Consider the following 22760-nt stretch of genomic DNA (forward strand, 5'->3'; position numbering starts at 1 on the left):
CTCAAATACGCTTTTGCTATAGATTCAATAAAATAATAACATTTTTATTATAGACGCTAACACTTTACTCTTTAGCCTAGTTATATTTACAAAGTCCCAATCACAGAGTCGTCTGCCAAAGGCTAGCTAAATTAGTTGCTATCGAGGGAATATATGAAAAGTTTACAACAGCAAACCGACGCTAAAATGAATGAGGGACGACAAAAGAACCCTGATTTCATGAAAGTCGTTGACGATATTATTGAACAAGCAAAAGCATTTCAACAAGGTGATAGTGCAATTAATCTTGGCCAAAAAGCGCCCAACTTTTCGTTACCTCATTCTGATGGGAAATTAATATCCCTGGTAGATTTACTGCAGCAAGGCCCTGTTGTAGTGACATTTTATCGTGGCAGTTGGTGCCCGTACTGCAACTTGCAGCTTCGTGCTTTACAAGCACGGTTAGCCGATATTCATACCCTTGGAGCTCAATTGGTTGCCATCAGTCCGCAAGTGCCGGATGGCTCTATGACAAAAGATGAAATGCACGATCTAGAGTTCTTGGTATTGTCAGATCAAGATGCAAAAGTTGCATCACAATATGGGGTTGCATGGCAAGTGCCTGAATTTCTCGCTGAACATATGCGCGTTGATCGCAAGCTCGACCTTGAAGCCATCAATAATGGCAATGGCAGTGTGTTACCGATCCCCGCGACATTCGTTATCGGTCAAGACGGCGTTGTCACCTGGCGTTATGTCGACGTAGATTACCGAACTCGTTCAGAGCCAGAAGACATCATACAAGCATTAAAGCTGCTGGCTTAACGTTCAATGCTGATATCAATGACTGAGTGGTTGAACAATCACTCTTTCGCCCTCTTTTCTTAATCTTAGTTCTTCAGCAAATCACAGGTAAAACAATGACTCGTTTATCTAAACTTGGCAGCTTTTCGCTGCTGTGTATTGCCAGCCTCACCATTATGGTTGGCGCCCTTGTTGCTCCGGGATTACTAAGCATATCGAATGCATTGGGCATCAATGAATATGCGGTATGGCTGGTGACTTTTCCGGCATTAGGTGCAGTATTATTTGCCCCAATAGCGGGTAAATCAATTGATAAGTTTGGTGCTTATCGGGCGCTCATCGTCGGTTTAATACTCTATGGGGCCTTGGGCTTTGCGGTGTATTGGCTGAATGGCCCTTGGTTTGTATTGTCTAATCGTATTTTATTGGGCGGTATTACTGCGGTAGTTATGGCGAGCAGTACCGTACTTATTTCGCAATGGTACACCGGTAATGAGCGGCTCAGCATGATAGCTAAACAAGGTATGGCTATCGAATTAGGTGGGGTATTGTTTCTGTTTTTAGGCGGTACATTAGCCAGTATTAATTGGGCTTATCCGCTGAGTTTATACTTAATAGCTTGGTTATTTTTACTGATGCTGTTGTTATTTGTGCCGCGTAAACATCCATCACTCACGGTTGAGGCTGAATGTGATAACAACCAGACTCAACAAGGGCTATCACTTCATCAGGTTTATCTTTTTGCCACTATGGCAATGGTGATCTTTTTTACCGCTATTGTCGTGCTCCCAAAGAGCATGGTTCAACAAGGCTATAACGAAGCTCAAGTGGGTAATTTATTAGCGTTTATCTCATTGGTTGCAGTGGTTGCTGCGTACTTTATGCCAAAAGTTGCCAAACACATGAGCGCAACGTATTTGTTAGCTGTCGCATTTGTAGCATATGCCCTCGCGCATGTTGGTTTTGCAAACGCAAACGGTATGCCGATATTACTCATTGGAGCTGTCTTTGCGGGTATTGGTTTTGGTTTCAGTATTCCGTTACTTAACCATATGACGGTAGAAAAAAGTGCAGCCAACGTTAGAGGCAAAAATTTATCCTATTTTACGATGGCCGTATTTGGCGGTCAGTTTATCACTTCGTTTGTTGAATTTATTCCCGGTGGCACCACGGTGAGCTTTTCTGCCGCCATGCTATTAGCCAGTATTATGGCTGTAATATTGGTCGCCATGCAGTTAAGCGACAATAAAAGTTTCAGCAAACCCGCTACCGAAAAAAAGAGTTAATCCGCTCAATGATTGGCGTCCGCTATATTGACTATATTGCCAGCATAGCGGCTGAATCAATCTTAAATCAGTGCCTTTATTCTCGCTAGTTGCGACTGAAACAATAAGCTATGTTGATGTGTTACTACCCTACTTTCAAGATCGCCTTGTTCGATGAGTCGACATGCTTCATCCGCCTCAAAGTGATAGCCCAATGATGCTCTGCTATCAATAAAGCTATCGACCAACTCATCTAGATGATACAAACTGCATTCAGACGCTCTGAATGCATCAGGAATAACAATGTAACCTTTATCGCCAATAAGATAAGCGTTATTACTTAATCGGCACTGAAACGACGAAGCTAAACTCACAGCGATATCACCACTTTTACCAATAATAATCACATCATCTTCAACACCGGTTTCACATACATGTGCTTGAACATACAGATTATCGATGTCAGCTTTAATAAAATAATCTGTAATCGCCAATGGATAAATACCCATATCCAATAAACATCCACCCGCTAATTGCGGATTATATTCACGCCCATCAGGCGTAAATGGGATCGGATAGCCAAAATCGACTTTGACGTGTTTAAGCTGACCAATACGGCCTTCATCTAACCATTTTTTTGCTTGTTTAATTGCTGGCAAAAAATAAGTCCATAATGCTTCCATCAACAGCAAGCCTTTGTCTTTGGCTAACGTAACCAAAATATTGCATTCTTCAACCGACACTGTCATCGGCTTTTCGCACAACACGTGTTTACCTGCCATTAAAGCATCATAAGCTTGCTGAAAATGAAAATTATGTGGCGTGGCGACATAAACAATATCAACGTCTGGATCATCAAATAATGCTTGGTAGCCTTGATAGGCCTTTTCGGCGCCGTATTGCTTTGCAAAAGCATCGGCATCCGTTTGTTGCCGCGCGGCAACGGCATATAAATGACTGTTAGCCGAAAAGACTAAATCTTGACAAAATAAAGCCGCTATTCTGCCAGTACTCACTATGCCCCAGTTTATTCTAGTCATTCATTTTCCTTAATATTATGTCTAAGCCAAAGGGTATTAATCTATTCACAATACCTCCAAGACTAATGAATTAATAGTAAGAGCTAAATATCATCATTTTTTTGTCGCAGTAGCCATTACGGTTTTCCTGTTTGTGCTACTTTATTGTATCGATATGCAAAATTAACTCGCGAGTGCCAATGAATACGTTAACCCTTGAATATATCAAAAGTATATTGCCTCCAAGGCCGGATAACAGCCATAAAATGACTTTTGGCCATGTATTGAATATTGCTGGTTCATTGCATTATCGGGGAGCGGCTTATTTGTCGAGTTTATCCGCATTACGAGTTGGTGCGGGTTACGTCACCTTAGCCAGTAGCCCATCTGTATGTGACAGTGTGAGTGCATTAACGCCAAATGTTGTTACCTTGCCACTACTCACTCATGTAACACAAAGGCATGATGATGCAGGGCAAGCAACAGACTTATTATCAACAAAGATGCAGCCATCGAATACTCAGTCTAGTGACCTACAAGCTATTGACGTACAGGCTATTGATAAAAGGGCTGTGTTACAACTTCGCGATAAACTCAACCAAGCCAGTGTCATTTCCATGGGTAGTGGATTAAGTATTGGCCACAGTACTGACCAACTCATTATTAGCCCTAACATTAGCACTAACATTAGTCCTCTCGCTAACCCTCCACTCAGTAACAAACATCTTAGCAACAGCCATTCACAGGGTTTATCTGTTCCTGATGGCAATAATGGATTTTTTTACGCCCTATTAACTGAGATACAAGCTAATCCTAATCCGGTCATCTTTGACGCAGACGCACTTAACTTTATGAGTCACTTACTTCATCCTAGCGGCCCATCGAAAACATCTATCAACTTGCCCAAAAACAGCATTATCACACCACACCCAAAGGAGTTATCAAGGTTACTCAATGTTGATGTCAGCGAAATTCAAGCCAAACGGGTGCACTATGCCAGTATTGCCGCTAAGCAATTAAACACAGTGGTGGTACTTAAAGGCAAACACAGTGTGATTAGTGATGGCGAGCGAGTATTTATCAACCCAACAGGTAACAGCGCGCTAGCCAAAGCCGGAACCGGCGATGTGTTAACAGGTATGATTTCAGGGTTTTGCGCTCAAGGCGTTAGCCCAATAAATGCAGCGTGTTTGGGTGTCTATTTACACGGTTTGGCAGGCGACATTGCTGCAGAGGACTTAAGCCAATATGGCATGTTAGCCAGTGACCTACTTAACTATATTCCTAACGCTATTTTAAAAGTATTAGCCGTTTAGCCGATGCGAAATCAGCGCGTGATGGTGACCAATACCGAGATGGCTTACCAAAGGCTAAATCGTAATAATCTAGCTATAAATGTTTATTCATACTCTGTTTTCAAACACAAAAGTAAATGACCTCTTCATTGATAAGTAGTGGTTATATGTCAAATTGTCTTTATACACACCAGTCTTATCTTTAAAAAACCCGGAAACATTGTATGTGTGCTCCGGGTTACCATTAGTTATTGCAGATTGAGACTATTTGGCCGCGTTTCGTGCTTCAGTCAGCCAACCGTTCCATTTATCCTGATTTTTGGTAATCCACTCATCTACGTGTCCTTGGATATCCTTGGCACTCTTTTCACCTTCGTTCATCCGAGTATTTTGTTCGTTGATATCACTAAGTGGCAATGTAAATACCTCAAAAAACTTCCTAGCTGCCGGATTCTGCTTGGTGAATTTTTTGTTGGCGACTATCTGGATGTCTGAAACGACAAAACCAAGCTTTACCGGATCAGAAACCGCGCCTTCAATTCCATTCACTGTCATCCGTTCAATTGCAGAACTTTGCGCCTTTGTCGGCTTTATTTCAGGCACGTTGATCCAGACAACGTCCTTGCCTGGCTTCAGTTTGAAAATGGTCCAGTTTGGTGCCCAGGTATAGAAGAATATTGGTCCACCATTTTTATAACCCGCCATCGCTGATGCCATTCCTGCTGCATATGAAGCGGTCACAGGATTGATAGCATCTTTGAGACCATATACGTCCATATGGTGGGTGATTATTTTTTCACATCCCCAGCCTGGTGGGCAAGCAGTCAGATCGGCCTTGCCATCACCATTGGTATCAAAGGCTTTTTTCACCTCAGGGCGTTTAAAATCTTCAAGGGAAGTAATGTTATATTTATCTGCCTCTTTTTTAGACACCAAATATCCTTGCAGGCCACCGGCCTTAACCACAAAACCAACTTTCTCACCTTTGTCATAAAATCCTTTTGGCATCTGGTCATCATGATTTGGAAACCAGCCATTGGTCCAGTAATCAACATCACCGAGAGTCACTGTTTTGTAAAAGATCGGATTCGACAGATCTTTAGGTTTTTCTACATCATACCCAAGTGTTTCAAGGCCCCGTCGTACCAGAGCTTCCTGAAAAAATCCCGTATCCCACGTGGCCCGCGCAGGTTTGACTGTTACGCCTTCACCTGGCTGGTGATTATCGGCAAGAGCTGCAGGCCCTGTCATGGTTATTGCAGCTAAAGCGACACCCATTATTACTTTCTTAATTATCATTTTCGTTCCTTATTTTTTGTTGCCATAGATTGGGTCATTATCTTTAAATAATTACCAATAATAGACCTGTACCTTTGGACTTAAATAAGCACATTCAATTTTTTATGAATTATATTTTAAATAATATGTTGAATTCGAAATGTATTTTGAAAAATATGATAAGAACTTAGGCTTGTTCCTTTGAAAAACATCATTGCCTCTTTAGGGGCTAAATCACTATCAGCTTAGTCCTCTTTTTTGAAAGCGCTGGCATACGTTTTACTAAACACTTGGGGGGGTGTATAAAAATAACCCGTAAGCACGGTATGTGTGCTCCGGGTTACCAATAAGCTATTGCAGGTTGAGACTATTTAGCAGCATTACGTGCTTCAGTCAGCCAACCGTTCCATTGATCTTGGTTTTTGGCAATCCACGCATCAACGTGGCGTTGAATGTCCTGTTCACTCTTTTCGCCATCGTTCATCCGAGTATTCTGTTCGTTGACGTCGGCAAGCTGCAGGGTAAATACTTCAAAAAATTTCCTAGCTGCTGGATTTTGCTTGGTGAATTTTTTGTTGGCGACGACCTGGATGTCAGAAGCAACAAAACCAAGTTTTACCGGGTCAGAAACTGCGCCTTCAAGTCCCTTTATCGTCATTCGTTCAACAGCAGAACTTTGCGCTTTGGTCGGATTGATTTCAGGCACGTTGATCCACACAACGTCCTTGCCTGGCTTTAGTTTAAAAATGGTCCAATTTGGTGCCCAAGTATAGAAGAAGATTGGTCCACCATTTTTATAACCCGCCATCGCCGATGCCATTCCTGCTGCATATGCCGCTTTAACTGGATTGATAGCATCTTTGAGACCATATACGTCCATATGATGGGTGATTATTTTTTCACATCCCCAGCCTGGAGGGCAGGCAGTCAGATCGGCCTTGCCATCACCATTGGTATCAAAGGCTTTCTTCACCTCAGGGCGTTTAAAATCTTCAAGGGAGGTAATATTATATTTATCTGCCTCTTTTTTAGACACTAAATAGCCACCCAGTCCACCGGCTTTCATGACATAACCAATCTTTTCAGCTTTTTTATCAAACTTTTTCGGTAGTTGATCGTTATGCATTGGAAACCAACCATTGGTCCAATAATCAATATCACCGAGAGTGACCGTTTTGTAAAAGATAGGATTGACCAGCGTTTTGGGCTTTTCCACATCATACCCAAGAGTCTCAAGACCTCGTCGTACAAGCGCTTCCTGAAAAAAACCGGTGTCCCATGTCGCTCGAGCTGGTTTAACGGTTATGCCTTCTCCTGGCTTGAGAGTATCAGCAAGAGCTGCAGACCCCGTCATTGTGATTGCAGCTAAAGCTGCGCCCAGTATTACTTTTTTAAGTATCATTTTACGTCCTTATTTTTTGGGGTTGCCATTGATTGGGTGATTCTATCTAGAATGATTGCTAATAAAACAATCGCAAGACCGCCAACCGTGGCCAAACCAATATCAAGTGTATTTAAGCCCAGAACGACAGGTGCCCCGAGGCCTCCTGCGCCAATCATTGCGGCGATAACCACCATGGAGAGCGACATCATGATGGTCTGATTAAGACCAGCCATGATGGTCGGAAGAGCAAGTGGTATCTGAACTTTAAGTAAAACCTGCGAGCTTGTTGCCCCAAAGGCGAGCGCAGCCTCGACTAACTCTGGGTGTACCTGCCTGATACCGAGACTGGTTAATCTAACCAACGGTGGCAGGGCAAAAATGATGGTTGCAAGAACACCCGCAGTGTTGCCAATAGAAAAAAGCATCACTATAGGTACCAAATAGACAAAGGCTGGCGTTGTCTGCATCGCATCCAAAATGGGTCGTAGAATGTTATTAACACGATCACTGCGTCCAGCCCATATACCAAATGGCACGCCAACAACGGTGCAGAACACAACAGATGAAAATACCATGGCGAGGGTTATCATGGTTTCAGACCAGAAACCAAGCAGACCAATGAGAATCAACGATGCAAGCGTAAAACCAGCAAGTTTGAAACCTGACACCCGCCAAGCAATGACGCCAAACAGTGCAATAACAAGTAGAGGTGAAGTTGCCAGAAGTCCATCTGATACACTCGATAAAATGAAATCTACGGGCCATTTTATCATCTGGAAAAACCATCGATACCCTTCTACCAACCAGTCAACAAGGCTTGTGATCCATGCATCTAAGGGAATAACTCTTTCATTAAAACTGAACATGATATAACACTCCTGAAGCTAGTATTCTAAGATGCTGACTGCTCAAAATAAGTCCCCTTCTCTGCACGGTTTAAGGTACGAAGAAACAGATTTTTAGAAACAACTCCGCGATATCTATTTTCTGAGTTTACAACTGGAATAGGCCAAGAATGAGATGCTACCAAAGATAAAATGTCTTGAAGACTATCGGTTTCCTGAACAGATTTAGCTTCTGCAAGAAAGGCATGCTCAAGTTTGCTGGTACCATTTCCTTGGTCAATAGCGTCGCGCAGGGAATCTGAAGAGACAACACCTAAAAACCGGTGTTCTGAATCTAATACATAGGCAAATTCGCGATCTTTAATACTTAACATTTCTAATGTGGCTCGTGGGCTACCTGCTTTAGTATGCCAAACGACCGTTGGCTGGCTATCGCGGGCAATGTCCCCTGCGGAGATAACACCGGTTGGATCAACACCGCGGAAAAAAGCGCGTACATAATCGTCAGCGGGATTTTGCAAAATCTCTTCTGGCGTCCCGACTTGGATAACTCGGCCGCCCTGCATAATGGCAATTCGGTCGCCAATACGTAGTGCTTCGTCTAAATCATGGGAGATAAAAATGATGGTGCGCTCATGACGGTCTTGCAGTTTAAGCAGTTCATCTTGCATTTCTGTCTTAATAAGAGGATCAAGCGCCGAAAATGCCTCATCCATGAGCAAGATATCAGGATCAACCGCTAAGCCTCGCGCCAATCCCACTCGCTGCTGCATACCACCACTTAACTCTTTGGGATATGCATTCTCCAAGCCTTCGAGTCCGACTTGTTTTAAAGCATCTAGAGCTCGCTCTTCACGTTGTTTCTTATCCATACCATCAAGCTCGAGTCCAAATGCAGCATTTTCTAACACTGTTTGGTGAGGCATAAGAGCGAAAGACTGAAAGACCATACTGGTTTTACTTCTGCGAAACTTTACCAGCTCATCCTTATTCATTTTGAGGATATTTTGACCATCAACTAACACCTCTCCAGACGTTGGTTCAATAAGCCTGTTTAGCATTCTTACTAGAGTTGATTTTCCTGATCCGGACAGACCCATCACGACAAAAATTTCACCTTTGTTCACAGTAAAGCTTGCACCTTGAACTGCAACAGTTAGTCCTGTCTGTTCGTAAATTTCTTCTTTACTTTTCCCTTGTTCAAGTAATTTTACCCCCTTGCGAGGTTCAGAACCAAAAACCTTATAGAGATTTTTTATTACTATTTTTTCCATAATATTTTCCATGACGCTCTTTTACGCCGTTCTGCTTTTTTGTACTAACGCTACATAAAAAGCACGTGAATAAATTTTGCGCTGTTAAATATTTACCACACACTTTCGCGATATATTTTATACAATAGTCCCTAAACGCTAATCATGTCAATGTTAGTGTTTTCAAAAATAGACATAAATCATTGAATTTAATTGTAAAAATAAAACCCAGATTACCCTTATATTTGTTAGGGGTAATTTATTGATTTAGTTGTCTACATCATCCTCGTTAACTAAGCACTATGTGGTTAATCATTTAGGCTTATCGTTAATTGGCTAGTTAGTAAATTTTTAGGCTTCAGAAACTGAATTAATTTGTTGTTTTTTAATTCACATGAATCAAGTGTTTTATGCAGTGATGACTTATCTTTTCATGGCTAGATTATGAATATTTATCGTACGACTACACTACCACTTTGACTCACTAACGTTATTGTTGGCTTATACTTTTGTTAAGAAGTATTACATGAGTTTTTCTGGTTTCTCTTGTCACATTAATTACGTTGATGCTCCTCGCCAAGCAAGTCACATCACGCGCCCTCTGTTTGATGGGTTATTTATGAGTGTTACCCTGTCATCGCGGGTTGTAAGCGATGACAACAAATTACAACCTTCGCCTATAGCCATTTAGAATGATTACAAAAACAGGATGATTATAGAGTCGGGATCGGATCACATTTAACATGATAGTGAAAATTCTATAACCGCAAATAATGATATTTGGTAATGCTGATAATAGCGATATTCGCCATGTGCCTAGCTTACTTGCGGTGATCCTAACGATGACGATGTTTATGTTTGTATCAGCGGCAATTATTCGTGAGAAAGCACTAGATAATACGGCGTTTTTAATTGTAACTCCGATGTCGCTATTGGATATTTTTAGAACCGCTACGCGCTGGTTTAGATTCGTTATTATTGGTATCTTTCTCGTCTATCTGTGCCTGTTTACCATTGAGTTTGTTCATTAGTACCATTGCAAAAAACCAATTTCAAACGCTGTAATTATCCATTATTATATTGATGTCATCGATTTGGTTGTCTGAATTTGTGTTCCTTTATTAAACGATGTCCATATGCGGCACAATCGGTAGAGGAAGCATTGCCTACAGCCCATTTATGCCCAGGGGCATTGTACTTAAATGAGCACAAGTAATGTCATTAGGCCACAATCAACAGTCATTATTCGGCTTTAACTGTATTTTAGCTGTATTGTTTTTTTAGCGGCAAAGAACGTTAATAAACCTTTATAAACAGCTTAAATAACGATAGTTAGGTAGCATTGATTAAATGACTGTCCTAAATCGCGGTACTTATATAATCAGGCTGCCGCTTAATCGCTACTGCCAATGAGAAGTGTAACGAGCCTTAACATCCAATAGTCAGCGATATGCCATTATATTTTAAACCGACTTAGTTGCTGTTTTAGCATATGGACTTCATGATCTAATCGGTCTCTTTCATCGAGTAATTGTAAAATTAAACCAATGCCACCCCAGTCGAGTGCCAGATCACGTTGAATGCGCGTGGCTTTTTTAACTTGATGTAAATTCTCGACACTAAATTGCCATGTTTCTATCACCTCGCCCTGCAATGGAATCGCAATACTGTGCTCCACAAGTTCAAGTAGTAAGGCTGAGCTGATATCACTGCACTCACACAGTTCATCACTACTCAACCAACAATCTTGTTCGCTTATATTAATCTGCAGCATCGTTATTTACTCCAACTGGCACGTGGGTCGAACTTATTTTTCTCTGCTAATTCAGTCCACAATTGTGTGCTTGTTTCGTCTGGTGATGTCGGGACGACTATTTTGAGTACAGCAAATAAGTCCCCATGTACTTTTTTACTGAGTAAGCCTTTTCCTTTTATACGTAATCGCTGTCCTGACTGACTATTAGCAGGGATAGTGAGCTGAATATGACCGGTTAACGTGGGCAGTTTAAGCTTGGTACCCAGCACTGCTTCCCATGGTGCTATTGGCACAACAATGCTCAAATCTCGGCCATCAACATCAAACATGGGATGAGGCACAAACCGAATTTGTAAATACAGATCGCCATTGTCGGCCTTGGTCGGTCCCGGACCGCCCTGTCCTTTCAAGCGAATACGTTCGCCATTAACAACGCCAGCAGGAATTTTAACTTTTAACGATTTAGGTTGCTCAACGATACGACCGCTAGGTTCTCGTTGTTGTAAGGTAAACTCGACTGGCTTAAGAGTATCGACCAATGTTTCTTCGAGAAACATCGGAAACTCAATTTCAATATCTTGGCCTTTTGGGGGCTGGGTTTGGCGTTGCCTATGCTGGCCACCTTGTTCAAAACCACCGTGGCTGGAACCAAAAATTGAACTAAAAAAGTCTGAAAATTCTTGATCGGTTTGAGGGTCGCTTTGCTGTTGTCCCCAATTTTGACTGGCGCCATTCGCTCCACCTTGATTGGCATAGCTATTTTGGGTTCTATTAAGATGATGATGACGTAACTCGTCATATTCGGCTCGCTTTTTAGTGTTATGCAACACCTCATAGGCTTCACCAATTTCTTTGAATTTTTCTTCTGCATCTGGATGTTTACTCACATCGGGATGATACTGCACGGCGAGTTTTTTATAAGCGACCTTTACCGCTTTATCATTCGCTTTAGGGTCTATGCCTAATACAGTGTAATAGTCTTTAAAATTCATTTTATCCCCTCACAAAAAGCAAGTTTGCAACGGATCGTTAGACAACTTTGAACCCATCTACACTAATGAGTTTAGGCCCACAGACGAACAACACGCTTGATCTTGATCAACTCTATTACAGTATAGCGAGTTTAGTTAATGCGCATTGCATGATTAATAAAACATCATCCGCTTAAATAACACTACATCAGCATAACCCTATGAAATTGATTTATATCCTAAACACTATGCCTTAACTTCATTCACAAAAGTGCCAAGCTTAGTTAACAATATAAAGCTAACTCAATGACACCATAGCAGTACTATCATCCATTTTTGAACACGATGACACCTTACACAACGGCATGAAAGCATGGTGTAATCTGCATAAATTTGATCTGTAAAATCTTCAGCGAAAATGGATAACACGCCCATCATCTCGGGCTATATATGTTGATAAATATCAATAAATTGACTTAGATTGTGCTGCTTAGTCTTGCTTAATCTTGCACTTAAATTAACTGGCACCTCGAGTGCTGCGCTTGCTATCGAGTTGCATTACGTTCTCCAACATTATATCGATGTTCACATAACAAGAGACACTGCTTCATGAACAGCCTTTATCCTCAGAGAAAATTTTTATTTTTAACTTCTATGGTGTTAATTACGCACTAATAAGTGCGGATAGATTAACCACTTAGGCTGGAATTTATAAAATTGCCTTATTGAAATCGAACAGTAAATATCATCATTGATGACAATATTCAACAATGTCACTTGTTTCACCAAATTAACTCAATATCTAACCACACAGAAATGCTTTGGGTACAATATCAGAACAGCAGTGCTACTATGGCTAATAACATAAGTAGATTATCGTTCGTCTTGGCTAGGCCACCATCATTACTGGTTAACACGTAAAGGTAACTAATGGCCTCAGCAACCGCTATATATTCGAACACAATAGCAATTTTCACTCGTATGATAGCTAAATAGATATTAACAATTCTCCAGTCATCACCAACTAGCAGGTCTATTCATGACAGCCGAAGTACTCGAAATCCAGAGCTTTATTGCTCAGTACGCCCCATTTGATCAGCTTCCAGAACAAGTGTTAATTGACGTTGCTAAAAGTGTTGAGATTTCTTATTACCGCACAGATAGCATGATTGTTAACTTTAATGACAACGTTAAAGAGCTATATATGATCCGCAGCGGAGTCGTAGAGTTATATCGCCGTAAAGGTGAACTTTATAATCGTTTAGACCAGGGTCAGTTATTTGGACAAATGGGCTTGTTAACCAATAATAAAGTGCGCTTCCCAGCCAAAGCGGTAAAAGATACGCTGGTATACTGTATTCCTGAGTCGGTATTCAATGATTTGTGCGAGAATTATGATGATTTTGCTGATTTTGTTGAAGCTGAGGATTCCACCCGTTTAAAACAAGCGGTAAAAGGAAAAACCGATGATGCTAATGCACTGACCACTTCCAAAGTAAAAACCTTAGTCACCAGAGAGCCTGTGGTTCTGTCCTGTAATAGCAGCATACAAGCTGTGGCCAAAATCATGGCCGAAGAGAATATATCTGCGGTATTAATTAATGACCCAGATATAGATGATCAACAAGATAGCAGTTTCGTTGGTATTATTACCGAACATGATCTCTGCGCTAAGGTCATTGCAGCCGGGGTAAGTGTTGATAATCCTATTTCACAAGTCATGTCGACCGATTTAATTTCGCTGGATCACAACGCGTATATTTTTGAAGCGATGTTGCTTATGCTGCGCAACAATATTGATCATCTGCCCATTCTAAAAAATAAGAAACCGATTGGTCTGATTGAAGTTGCGGATATCATTCGCTACGAATCGCAAAATAGTTTGTTATTTGTAAGCAGTATCTTCCAGCAAAAAAGTAGCGAAGATTTAGTGCTGCTTTCTGCGGAGTTAAAAAACTGTTTTGTACGCATGGTTAACGAAGACGCTAATTCACACATGGTCGGACGGGCAATGTCTGAAATCGGTCGTAACTTTAAACAGCGTTTATTAGAACTTGCAGAAGAAAAGTTCGGCCCGCCACCTGTTCCATATTGCTTCTTAGCTCTGGGTTCGATGGCTCGAGATGAACAGCTAATGGTGACCGATCAGGATAATGCTATTATCCTGGATAATAGCTATAACGTTGCGTTGCATGGAGCATATTTTGAAAAATTAGCAGATTTTGTTTGTGATGGTTTAGCTGCCTGCGGGTACAGTTACTGCACCGGTGATATTATGGCAAGTAACCCTGAATACCGTAAAACACGCGAACAATGGGAAGAATGTTTCGGTGACTGGATAGAAAACCCCAACCCTCAAGCCTTATTAAACTGCTCTATTTTCTTTGATCTTACGGGGGTTTATGGTCGCATAAAATGGGCCGAACAACTCAATGCCTTTATCTTAAGTAAAGCCAAGAAAAACAACCGCTTTTTAGCCTGTTTAGCACACAATGCCCTCAACCGAAAACCACCTCTGGGATTCTTTAAAGATTTTGTGATGGAAAAAGATGGTCGTCATAATAACTCTATCAATTTAAAACGTCGTGGTACTGCGCCATTGGCCGATTTGATCCGAGTGCATGCCCTTGCCATCGGCTCACAATCACAAAACTCATTTGAACGTTTAGAAGACATTATCGATTCGGGTATTCTGCCCACATCCAAGGGCGAAGATTTACAACATGCCATGGAGCTTATTTCTTTGGTTCGTTTGCGTCATCAGTCAACAGACATAGAGTCTGGGATTGAGCCTGATAATAATATTGAACCCGAAAGTATGTCTGATTTTGAAAGACGCAACCTTAAAGATGCTTTTTTAGTGTTAAGCAATGCGCAAAACTTTTTAAAATATCGCTACAGTTCTAACAAACTTTAAAGGTTAACTCATGACTAATTTCAGCGACCAGGAGATTTTAAACTGGCAAGCCTTTCTAGAATTAAAAGCCAATAACAGTAAAGATAAACGCCTGCATGATTTTTATCATGCAGGTACTTATCACAATGAAACACCATTAAGTGATATTGAGTTTGTCGCATTGGATTTTGAAACTACCGGTTTAGATTCACAGCAAAACAGCATCATTAGTATTGGGCTAGTACCATTTAATTTACAGCGAATTTTTTGTAGTAAAGCAAAAAAATGGTATCTCAACCCTATCGATAAATTACAAGAAAACTCAATTATTATTCACGGTATTACCCACTCAGATTTACAAGGTGCGCCAGATTTGTTGTTGATTTTGGAGCAGCTTTTAAATGAATTGGCAGGAAAAGTTGTGGTGGTGCATTATCGGCATATTGAGCGTGATTTTCTTGACCACACTTTACGCATGTTGATTAATGAAGGTATTGTGTTTCCGGTTATCGATACCATGCAGATTGAGGCTAATGTGCAACGGGCGAAGTCACAAGGGTTGCTTAATTTATTTAAAAGAAAGCGCACAGAATCAATTCGGCTTGCTAATAGCCGTGAACGTTATCACTTACCTGCTTATGCACCCCATGATGCGTTAACCGATGCAATTGCCACCGCAGAGTTACTGCAGGCTCAAATTAAATATCATTTTAGTCCAGACACTGCGATTGACAAATTATGGTTGTAATGTGCTTTGATTGAACAAAAATTATGCTTAAAAAAAAAGCCGATGAATCAATCATCGGCTTTTTTGTAGCAAATAAAAACTAGTTTTTATTATGTTTTTCAGTGCGCATGCCCATCAACAAACTGACACACATTACCAATAAAATAATGGTAAAGGGTAAGGCCGTCGAAATGGCACCTGCTTGTAATGCCTCAATCGCCTGAGTGCCACCAACCCAGAGTAATACCGCTGCGATAGCACCCTCAATTGTAGCCCAAAAAATACGTTGTGGGATCGGCGCATCAATTTTACCACCGGCAGTAATACTGTCTATCACCAACGACCCGGAATCGGAAGAGGTAATAAAGAAAACCAGTACCAGTAGCACAGCTATCATTGATAAAATATTGCCTAATGGCAGTGCATCAAACATCTGGAACATAGCAAGCGGAACGTCCGTTAGTCCTTCACTGCCTAATATGCCGACTTCATTGACAACTTGGTCAATAGCGACACCACCAAATACTGACATCCATAAGATAGTCACTGATGTTGGTATAATTAATACTGCGGTAAGAAATTCACGTACCGTACGGCCACGAGAAATACGAGCAATAAACATACCCACAAATGGAGACCATGAAATCCACCATGCCCAATAAAACACGGTCCAGCCGTGCATCCAAGCTTCATCTTCACGACCAATTGGATTACTCAAGGGAATGATATTCTTAACATAACCCATTACTGTGGTAGGAATAGTGCCCATAGAAACAGCAGCGGTCACAAGCGCAACAAAGACAACTAAAACAACAGCAAGTAACATATTGACGTTACTGATTACTTTAACACCACCTTCAAGCCCGCGTACCACAGAGACAATAGCCAGCATGGTCACTACAACAATAATAGTGATTTGCAAGGATAGGTCACCTTCAATACCAAACACGTGCTGGAAACCACCCGCAGCTTGTTGAGCACCTAAACCGAGTGATGTTGCCAAACCAAATAATGTGGCGATTACAGCTAAAACATCAATCACATGTCCGGGCCAACCCCAGGTACGGTCGCCTAATATAGGATAAAAAGCAGAACGTATGGAAAGCGGTAAGCCTTTGTTGTACGCAAAGAAAGATAACGATAAGGCGACTACGCCATAAACCGCCCAAGGGTGTAATCCCCAATGGAACATAGTTGCACCCAGTGCAAGCTCTGCTGCTGCCGGGGTATTGGCGACCACATTCAGTGGTGTTTCATACCAGCCGGTGTAATACGCTAACGGTTCTGCAACGCCCCAAAACATCAAACCAATACCCATACCTGCAGCAAAAAGCATCGCTATCCAGGAAAGTCTTGAATGATCGGCTTTTGCGCCGTCACCACCTAGGCGAATTTTACCATAAGGTGAAACAATTAATGCCAGACAGAAGATCACAAATAGATTCATAGACCACATAAAGAGGCCGTCAAATGCACTTATTATCTGCCATTTCATACCATCTAAAAATTCTTTTGATGTTGCCGGGTCGATAATTAAAATGGCAATTAAAAAAATAGCGATTAAGCCTGCACTCGTTCCAAATACAGGGTTATGTATATCAAAACCCCATTTTTGAATGTTATCTTGCCCGACAGTATAATCGGAGTTATCTATACTGTATTTGTCCTTATTTATCTTCATAAAACCTCAATTAGAGCCGCCTTGCCCTATTAAATTGATACTCGATTGCATCTTCAGGCAAAGATTTTAACAAAATCGGCTCGTGATTTCAGGCTTATTTCAAAATCAGGTTAATTTAAAAATAAAAAACATATAAATAATCATATATTTATATATCACATTCTGTATTTTCGCTTCACCAAACACGAACATAAATAACAGCTATTAACAGGCTAATTTTGCGATCACTTTTGTTGCAGTTTTTAGCCTTAAACAGAAAAGCCTAAATATTTAACTAAGCTAGCCTTTAAAGACTAATAAGTTAAAGATAATGTTTTTACCGATATGAATAAACGGTATGTTTATGGGCGGTTTCTACAAGGTAATAATTTTAGCTTACTTGATTTTTTATGCTGGTAATGTTGATTGTTAATAACGCACAACAAGTGAATTTAGATTGCTGTTCATGTTAGAAATTAGTCAATGAAAGAAAAACATGATTCCCCTGTGTTAAGTTTCGTTGGCTACATACTCATAAAATCATAAAAATTAGCCGGATAGAGCTAATTATTTATGACTCTTCGGCCTTGTAACCAATTCTAAATCCTCCCCAATGTTTGCCGTTAACATAAATTGGAGCAGAGAGATCATGCATCACCTCACCGGTATCACGCTTATATGTTTGCAGTAAAAAACTTTCAGTATTGTTGCCGCATCGCTTTCCTGTAGGGTCATTAAAAATGCGTTTGGTGCGATTACCAGCAAGATCTTGCTCCCGGTTTCCGCTTAAAGGCTGAGAAAATTTGATATTGTGGGTAGGGAAATACCCTCTTACATCTACAGCTCCGGCATAAATAATATCGGTATTATTTTTTAAAATGGCCTCTTGAATGCTAGGTAAATTGGAGTCAGTAAAACGGTCAAAACCAGTGGTAAATTTTTGAGGGTCGGTTTTAGGGATTGGCTGGTAATTTGAGTCAAATAATTGGGCTTGTGTGAGTGAACCTTTTAACAGAGCATTTTCAAAAATCGCTCCGACATCAGCCGCAGCATTGAGTGCGACATTAGCGATAATTGCGTGTTTATCCGATAAATCGAAACTTTGTAAATGACGAAATATCTGTTCGGCAAAGCCACTAAGCTCAAGAACTCGATCTGAAGCTTCTATTAAATCGGTATCAACTTTGAGTATAGAGGCCCCTATTCCTTCAATATTGGCACCTATGCCATTGGTGTTATCAACGGTAAAACCTACAGTTTGATCCATTTGCAGCATTTCGCTTGCTGCATCGGCCATGCTTTCTTGGCTTGCCTTTGTAAGAATATAAATCTCATTCATACGCTGTGAGAGTTTTCCCCCCATGTCACTGACTCGTTGCATTGCTTGTACAGATTGAATGCTATTTTCACCAATTTCTGACAGCAATGATTCTATACCTTGCGTTGCTTCAGCCGTTTTATGTGCCAGATTACGAACTTCATCGGCAACCACGGCAAATCCTCTGCCTTGTTCACCAGCTCTAGCCGCTTCAATTGCAGCATTGAGTGCCAACATATTGGTTTGATCAGATAGTTTATTAATAGTGTCGGTGATACTGCTTATAGCGTTTGCTTTGTTGTTAAGTTCTATTAATAACACTGCAGTTGATTCAATTTCAGTAGACAAGCTGCGTTGTTGTTCATCAACTTGTTTTATTTCTTTGGCGTAGCTTGAAGCTTGGGTATTTGCCTCTTCAACCAGTAAACGTACTTTGGCTGATTGGCCTAACAGTTGTTGAGCACCTTGCTCTAAATTACCCGCACGCTCTGATATTTCTTGAACATGCTTAACTTGCAAACCCATTGCATGTGCTAGGTTTTCAATAAAAAATGACACTTCAGCCCCACCAATAGCAATTCGAGTGGCGGCTTTGCTGATACCACTCGCAACATGCTCATCTTGTTGAGATGACTCAAGGATTTCTGGGCTTATTTGTTTTTTGTGGGTAAGCAGTAGCGTGGCTACGGACGCGAGTGCGATCAATAATGCATACAGCCAAGGAGGTAAGGTTAAATAACTCAGCAGTACAGTGATGGCAAATACCACTAAACCATTAATCAAAATCATTCTATTTAGCATGAATACTCCAATCCATTTTTACTCAGATTAGCACTCTCTATGTCATTGTTGGCTATCGACTTTGGTCTAAGCGTTAATCGTCATCTCAACCGATGCGTTTAAACCGTATCAATGACGTAATCGAGCCATTGCATGATCTTGTTATTGCACATTATTTTCATAGATTGTTTTTCAACAAGCATTGCGTGACCGATTCAAGTATTTGAGTGAAGTTTACCTATGCAACAATTTGACATAACAGTCAGTACTAATACCTAAAGCAGCACGAATGAAACGTTTTTTATTATCAATAGAGCACATAAATAACATGTCGATTTACCGCAAAAAACCAACGATTAGTTAAGAAAAAGTCTCTTCACATTTGAATTAGATAAAGCGTTAGTGACTACATCAATTAAGTACAAATGTAGTTTATAGATTTTAAACGTCAGATTTTAAACGTCAGATTTTACACGTTAAGCATTAGACAGCATTGAGTGTTTGCAACTTCTTGTCACCTTTTAGACTAAATGGTCTGATCATTCAGCTTGTTTTTGGAAGGAACGGTTATGTTGTACACTGAATCAATGGAGCAGTTACTCATATCGTACAAAACAGCAAAGGTAATATGATTTACTCTTATCGAGGTCTATTTTTAATGCTTTGGCACTGCAAAGCTGCATAAAATTTATGCAGCCTCATGTTTATTATTGATGTAGTGATAATTTGCTACTTCCAGCGCCCGCTTGACCAAATAGAGAATAACAACCAAATCCCACCGACGGCAGCACTCAGAAATCCAAGTATGCCAAATAACGGCAAACCAAATAAAGTTGGTCCTCCATCAACTGTCATCACAATAGACGATCCAATAATCATAGCCGCTACCACATTGCCAATGGCAACTCGACTAGCAGCACGATCAAGTTGATTGCCAAAGGCTTTTAGTCTTGTGACATCAATATGCAGCTGAAATCTACCGCTACGGGCTGAACGTAAAAGTTGTTGTAAGTCTTGCGGTAATCCACTTAACAATTCACCGGTATCGACAATGGCTTGCCAACCTCTTTTAGCCAATGCGTCTGGTGCGTATCGTTCTAACATTAACTGGTGTAATAATGGTTTTGCTTCAGACACCATATTAAAGTCAGGATCTAATTGCAGGGCAACACCTTCAAGCGCAATTAATGCTTTGATCAATATAATAATATCAGGAGGTAAGCTGAGGCCATATTCTCTAAGCAGTGATATCAGTTCAGTCAACATCATGCTCAAATGGAAACTTTTTAACGAAACGCCATGATACTTATCAACAAATTCTTCTACTTCAAAAGTAAGATTCTCACAATTGAGCGGAGGATCGCCAGCCCAAGTCAGTAATACATCAACAACACGAGAAGCATCCAATTCAACCATGCTATGTAAAAGTTGCACCACTTGATGGCGGCGTTCGAAAGACAATCGTCCCACCATGCCAAAGTCAATAAATGCGATTCGATTTTCAGGCAGATAAAAAATATTACCTTGATGGGGATCCGCATGATAAAAACCATCAATTAAAATCATTTTCAACGCAGCTTGACCACCATACTTAGCTAACAGCTTCCTATCTAATCCAGCCTGCTCCACTGCTGCTATATTCCGTCCAGAAATACCATCAATAAACTGTTGAACATTGACGCGTTCACTGCACCACGACCAATACACTTTTGGAATAACGATGTTAAGGTTACTTTTGAAATTGTTTGCCACCCTTTCAGCATTACGACACTCGGCCAATAAATCCAGTTCCCGCCGTAGAGAATGGGTAAATTGACGGACCACCTCACGAGGCCTAAAACGGCGTAGTGTCGGTGACTCTGACTCCATCACCTCTGCAATACGGGCAAGTAAACGTAGATCAGCTTCCATAACAGGTCTTATGCCTGGCCTGCGAACCTTAATAATGACTTCAGCACCATCGTGTAGGCGAGCCCGATGAACTTGGGCAATCGATGCGGCAGCAAAAGGGGTTGGATTAAATTCGGCAAAAGCCTGTTGCGGACTACAACCTAAGTCTTCCTGTAACTGTTTACAGATTAATTCAAATGATACCGGCGGCGCATGATTCTGCAATTTTTCAAATTCAGCAGTCCACTCTGGTGGAAATAGGTCTGAACGCGTAGCAAGGATCTGTCCTAGTTTGATAAAGGTTGGTCCCATTTCTGCTAGTGCATGGCAAAACCTAACCGGTGATTCTAACTGGGTTATTTCAGCTGCATGCTTCCAATGCAGAGCCTTACCGGCGACATTAAACACATTAGCAAGGCCAAGCCTGCGCAACACATCGCCGAAGCCATAACGAATTAAAACCGAAGCAAGCTCATTCAGTCGGCCAATATCTCGCGCGGTACCTAACGTTTCCCAAAGCATGCTTCACCCATTATTGACTCTTATTTGAGTTGGAATTAGATGTTGATTTCTCATCCAATTTTTGTGCAAAAGCATCAAGAAAACCTGCTGCCGCATAAGCGAGGTTACTTGTTATTTTAGCTGCAGAATCGACTCCAGCAGTCACTGTATCGTTTAACCGTTCACTGAATTGTTGGTTTAACAATATTGAAATTTCAGTTACTTTCTGGCCGACGGCGGTGCCACTTACTCGACCATGACGAGCCAAATCATTTAAAGTAACGGATACCGCCTCATTAGCCTCTTTTGCCACGTCTTTTAACGTCTCTAAATACATAGCTTCAAGTTCACTAAGGTCATTAATGGTGCGCTGTAAATCTTGTTTACTAAAGGTGTTAACATGCGAACTGGCTTCTTCAACAGCTAATTTGGATGCATCTACGGCAGAACATAAGGCATCCTCAAGCCCAGCAACCGCCTTAGTGAGCTGGTGGGATTGACCATCACGACTATGTATAACTGCACCTAAACCGGCACCTTTAATCACGCAGCGTGCAATCTGTGAGAGCTCATTGAGGTCCAATTTGCCTTCACTCAATGCTTTAAGAGTAATGCACCGAACGGTGTCCCGAATATCCTTATCTGCCTCAACCGCCTCTTTAATGTCTCCTTCGAGATTGTCACGATGTTTATTGGTATCACTTTTAGCTTTACTCATATTGATTCACCTATAAAACGTCAGGCTGCTAGGACAATCCAAACATTATCGGTCTATTAATGCTGCTATTTTACCTTTTTGCTAACCCACCTTGGCTAAGTAGAGCTGAAAGAATCTGATACATAACAGCAAATAAAAATAACACTTACCTAATAAATCTAAGTCAAATGTGTCGATGAAACCTTGATGCACCTCAAAGATGTCGTAAATAACGGACAATAATCACACAACCCTGAAACCTCACTTTTTTAATTTTTATATTTATGTGAATGTTAAAAATCTAAATCCATTAAATGTCCGAAGCGGTCGAGAAGACGAACTGGAGTATTTTAAGATTAGCAACAATTCAAACACTTACTATTGCGTTGAGAACTCATTAAGCGATTGGATTATAAGATATTTTTAATAGCGTCAATTATGA

The 22760-nt window shown here is 40.9% G+C and carries 17 protein-coding genes; 6 read left to right on the forward strand and 11 right to left on the reverse strand.

Annotation, left to right across the window (positions count from 1 at the left end; genetic code table 11):
- Positions 1-153: 153 nt before the first annotated feature.
- Together H5125_RS12460 and H5125_RS12465 are read left to right on the forward strand one after the other, a co-directional pair.
- Positions 154-804 (forward strand): peroxiredoxin-like family protein, encoded by a 651-nt coding sequence (locus H5125_RS12460; protein ID WP_182744376.1) that lies wholly within the window; start codon positions 154-156, stop codon positions 802-804.
- Positions 805-899: 95 nt separating this feature from the next.
- Positions 900-2069 (forward strand): MFS transporter, encoded by a 1170-nt coding sequence (locus H5125_RS12465; RefSeq protein ID WP_182744377.1) that lies wholly within the window; start codon positions 900-902, stop codon positions 2067-2069.
- Positions 2070-2131: 62 nt separating this feature from the next.
- On the opposite strand, the gene H5125_RS12470 is transcribed toward H5125_RS12465, so the two are convergent.
- Complete coding sequence (locus H5125_RS12470) at positions 2132-3088, reverse strand: Gfo/Idh/MocA family protein (protein WP_182744378.1); 957 nt, start codon at positions 3086-3088, stop codon at positions 2132-2134.
- A gap of 179 nt (positions 3089-3267) precedes the next feature.
- Here H5125_RS12470 and H5125_RS12475 point away from each other — a divergent pair, with 179 nt between their 5' ends.
- The gene (locus H5125_RS12475; RefSeq protein ID WP_182744379.1) at positions 3268-4383 is read left to right on the forward strand and encodes an NAD(P)H-hydrate dehydratase; all 1116 of its coding nucleotides are present in this window, start codon (positions 3268-3270) and stop codon (positions 4381-4383) included.
- A 243-nt stretch (positions 4384-4626) separates the two neighbouring features.
- Here the strand turns inward: H5125_RS12475 and proX (H5125_RS12480) are convergent, their stop codons facing one another.
- The 4 genes from proX (H5125_RS12480) to proV form a co-directional block, all read right to left on the reverse strand.
- Entirely contained in the window at positions 4627-5661 is a 1035-nt protein-coding gene (gene proX, locus H5125_RS12480; RefSeq protein WP_182744380.1) for a glycine betaine/L-proline ABC transporter substrate-binding protein ProX, read from the reverse strand.
- 346 nt (positions 5662-6007) lie between these two features.
- Positions 6008-7042, reverse strand: a complete 1035-nt coding sequence (gene proX, locus H5125_RS12485) for a glycine betaine/L-proline ABC transporter substrate-binding protein ProX (protein WP_182744381.1) — start codon at positions 7040-7042, stop codon at positions 6008-6010.
- Complete coding sequence (locus H5125_RS12490) at positions 7039-7890, reverse strand: proline/glycine betaine ABC transporter permease (RefSeq protein WP_101088453.1); 852 nt, start codon at positions 7888-7890, stop codon at positions 7039-7041. The genes proX (H5125_RS12485) and H5125_RS12490 overlap by 4 nt, the downstream gene beginning before the upstream one ends.
- Positions 7891-7916: 26 nt before the next feature.
- Positions 7917-9143, reverse strand: a complete 1227-nt coding sequence (gene proV, locus H5125_RS12495) for a glycine betaine/L-proline ABC transporter ATP-binding protein ProV (protein ID WP_174839637.1) — start codon at positions 9141-9143, stop codon at positions 7917-7919.
- A 752-nt stretch (positions 9144-9895) separates the two neighbouring features.
- On the opposite strand from proV, the gene H5125_RS12500 reads away from it, so the two are divergent.
- On the forward strand, positions 9896-10153 hold the full coding sequence (locus H5125_RS12500) for a hypothetical protein (protein WP_182744382.1): 258 nt from the start codon (positions 9896-9898) through the stop codon (positions 10151-10153).
- Between the two features lie 425 nt (positions 10154-10578).
- On the opposite strand, the gene H5125_RS12505 is transcribed toward H5125_RS12500, so the two are convergent.
- Together H5125_RS12505 and H5125_RS12510 are read right to left on the reverse strand one after the other, a co-directional pair.
- Positions 10579-10896, reverse strand: coding sequence for a chaperone modulator CbpM (locus H5125_RS12505; protein WP_101088456.1), 318 nt, complete (start codon positions 10894-10896; stop codon positions 10579-10581).
- A gap of 2 nt (positions 10897-10898) precedes the next feature.
- Positions 10899-11870, reverse strand: coding sequence for a DnaJ C-terminal domain-containing protein (locus tag H5125_RS12510; RefSeq protein WP_101088457.1), 972 nt, complete (start codon positions 11868-11870; stop codon positions 10899-10901).
- 1018 nt (positions 11871-12888) lie between these two features.
- On the opposite strand from H5125_RS12510, the gene H5125_RS12515 reads away from it, so the two are divergent.
- Together H5125_RS12515 and H5125_RS12520 are read left to right on the forward strand one after the other, a co-directional pair.
- On the forward strand, positions 12889-14766 hold the full coding sequence (locus H5125_RS12515; RefSeq protein WP_101088458.1) for a DUF294 nucleotidyltransferase-like domain-containing protein: 1878 nt from the start codon (positions 12889-12891) through the stop codon (positions 14764-14766).
- Positions 14767-14776: 10 nt separating this feature from the next.
- On the forward strand, positions 14777-15493 hold the full coding sequence (locus tag H5125_RS12520; RefSeq protein ID WP_101088459.1) for a 3'-5' exonuclease: 717 nt from the start codon (positions 14777-14779) through the stop codon (positions 15491-15493).
- 79 nt (positions 15494-15572) lie between these two features.
- On the opposite strand, the gene H5125_RS12525 is transcribed toward H5125_RS12520, so the two are convergent.
- The 4 genes from H5125_RS12525 to H5125_RS12540 all read right to left on the reverse strand — a co-directional run bounded on the left by H5125_RS12525 (position 15573) and on the right by H5125_RS12540 (position 22339).
- Positions 15573-17153, reverse strand: a complete 1581-nt coding sequence (locus H5125_RS12525) for a BCCT family transporter (protein WP_182744383.1) — start codon at positions 17151-17153, stop codon at positions 15573-15575.
- A 550-nt stretch (positions 17154-17703) separates the two neighbouring features.
- The gene (locus tag H5125_RS12530) at positions 17704-19251 is read right to left on the reverse strand and encodes a methyl-accepting chemotaxis protein (protein WP_182744384.1); all 1548 of its coding nucleotides are present in this window, start codon (positions 19249-19251) and stop codon (positions 17704-17706) included.
- A gap of 708 nt (positions 19252-19959) precedes the next feature.
- Complete coding sequence (locus H5125_RS12535; protein ID WP_182744385.1) at positions 19960-21642, reverse strand: AarF/ABC1/UbiB kinase family protein; 1683 nt, start codon at positions 21640-21642, stop codon at positions 19960-19962.
- 10 nt (positions 21643-21652) lie between these two features.
- Complete coding sequence (locus tag H5125_RS12540) at positions 21653-22339, reverse strand: DUF6781 family protein (RefSeq protein ID WP_182744386.1); 687 nt, start codon at positions 22337-22339, stop codon at positions 21653-21655.
- Positions 22340-22760 lie beyond the last annotated feature (421 nt).

The sequence above is a fragment of the Shewanella sp. SR44-4 genome (assembly GCF_014163715.1).
GTDB lineage: Bacteria > Pseudomonadota > Gammaproteobacteria > Enterobacterales > Shewanellaceae > Shewanella.

Bases quoted from the DNA above. Each gene is read 5' to 3' on its own strand.
- proX (WP_182744381.1), bottom strand. From the start codon at position 7,042: ATGATACTTAAAAAAGTAATACTGGGCGCAGCTTTAGCTGCAATCACA.
- H5125_RS12500 (WP_182744382.1), top strand. From the start codon at position 9,896: ATGATATTTGGTAATGCTGATAATAGCGATATTCGCCATGTGCCTAGC.
- H5125_RS12535 (WP_182744385.1), bottom strand. From the start codon at position 21,642: ATGCTTTGGGAAACGTTAGGTACCGCGCGAGATATTGGCCGACTGAAT.
- proX (WP_182744380.1), bottom strand. From the start codon at position 5,661: ATGATAATTAAGAAAGTAATAATGGGTGTCGCTTTAGCTGCAATAACC.
- proV (WP_174839637.1), bottom strand. From the start codon at position 9,143: ATGGAAAAAATAGTAATAAAAAATCTCTATAAGGTTTTTGGTTCTGAA.
- H5125_RS12470 (WP_182744378.1), bottom strand. From the start codon at position 3,088: ATGACTAGAATAAACTGGGGCATAGTGAGTACTGGCAGAATAGCGGCT.
- H5125_RS12460 (WP_182744376.1), top strand. From the start codon at position 154: ATGAAAAGTTTACAACAGCAAACCGACGCTAAAATGAATGAGGGACGA.
- H5125_RS12520 (WP_101088459.1), top strand. From the start codon at position 14,777: ATGACTAATTTCAGCGACCAGGAGATTTTAAACTGGCAAGCCTTTCTA.
- H5125_RS12475 (WP_182744379.1), top strand. From the start codon at position 3,268: ATGAATACGTTAACCCTTGAATATATCAAAAGTATATTGCCTCCAAGG.
- H5125_RS12515 (WP_101088458.1), top strand. From the start codon at position 12,889: ATGACAGCCGAAGTACTCGAAATCCAGAGCTTTATTGCTCAGTACGCC.
- H5125_RS12505 (WP_101088456.1), bottom strand. From the start codon at position 10,896: ATGCTGCAGATTAATATAAGCGAACAAGATTGTTGGTTGAGTAGTGAT.
- H5125_RS12540 (WP_182744386.1), bottom strand. From the start codon at position 22,339: ATGAGTAAAGCTAAAAGTGATACCAATAAACATCGTGACAATCTCGAA.
- H5125_RS12530 (WP_182744384.1), bottom strand. From the start codon at position 19,251: ATGCTAAATAGAATGATTTTGATTAATGGTTTAGTGGTATTTGCCATC.
- H5125_RS12490 (WP_101088453.1), bottom strand. From the start codon at position 7,890: ATGTTCAGTTTTAATGAAAGAGTTATTCCCTTAGATGCATGGATCACA.
- H5125_RS12510 (WP_101088457.1), bottom strand. From the start codon at position 11,870: ATGAATTTTAAAGACTATTACACTGTATTAGGCATAGACCCTAAAGCG.
- H5125_RS12465 (WP_182744377.1), top strand. From the start codon at position 900: ATGACTCGTTTATCTAAACTTGGCAGCTTTTCGCTGCTGTGTATTGCC.
- H5125_RS12525 (WP_182744383.1), bottom strand. From the start codon at position 17,153: ATGAAGATAAATAAGGACAAATACAGTATAGATAACTCCGATTATACT.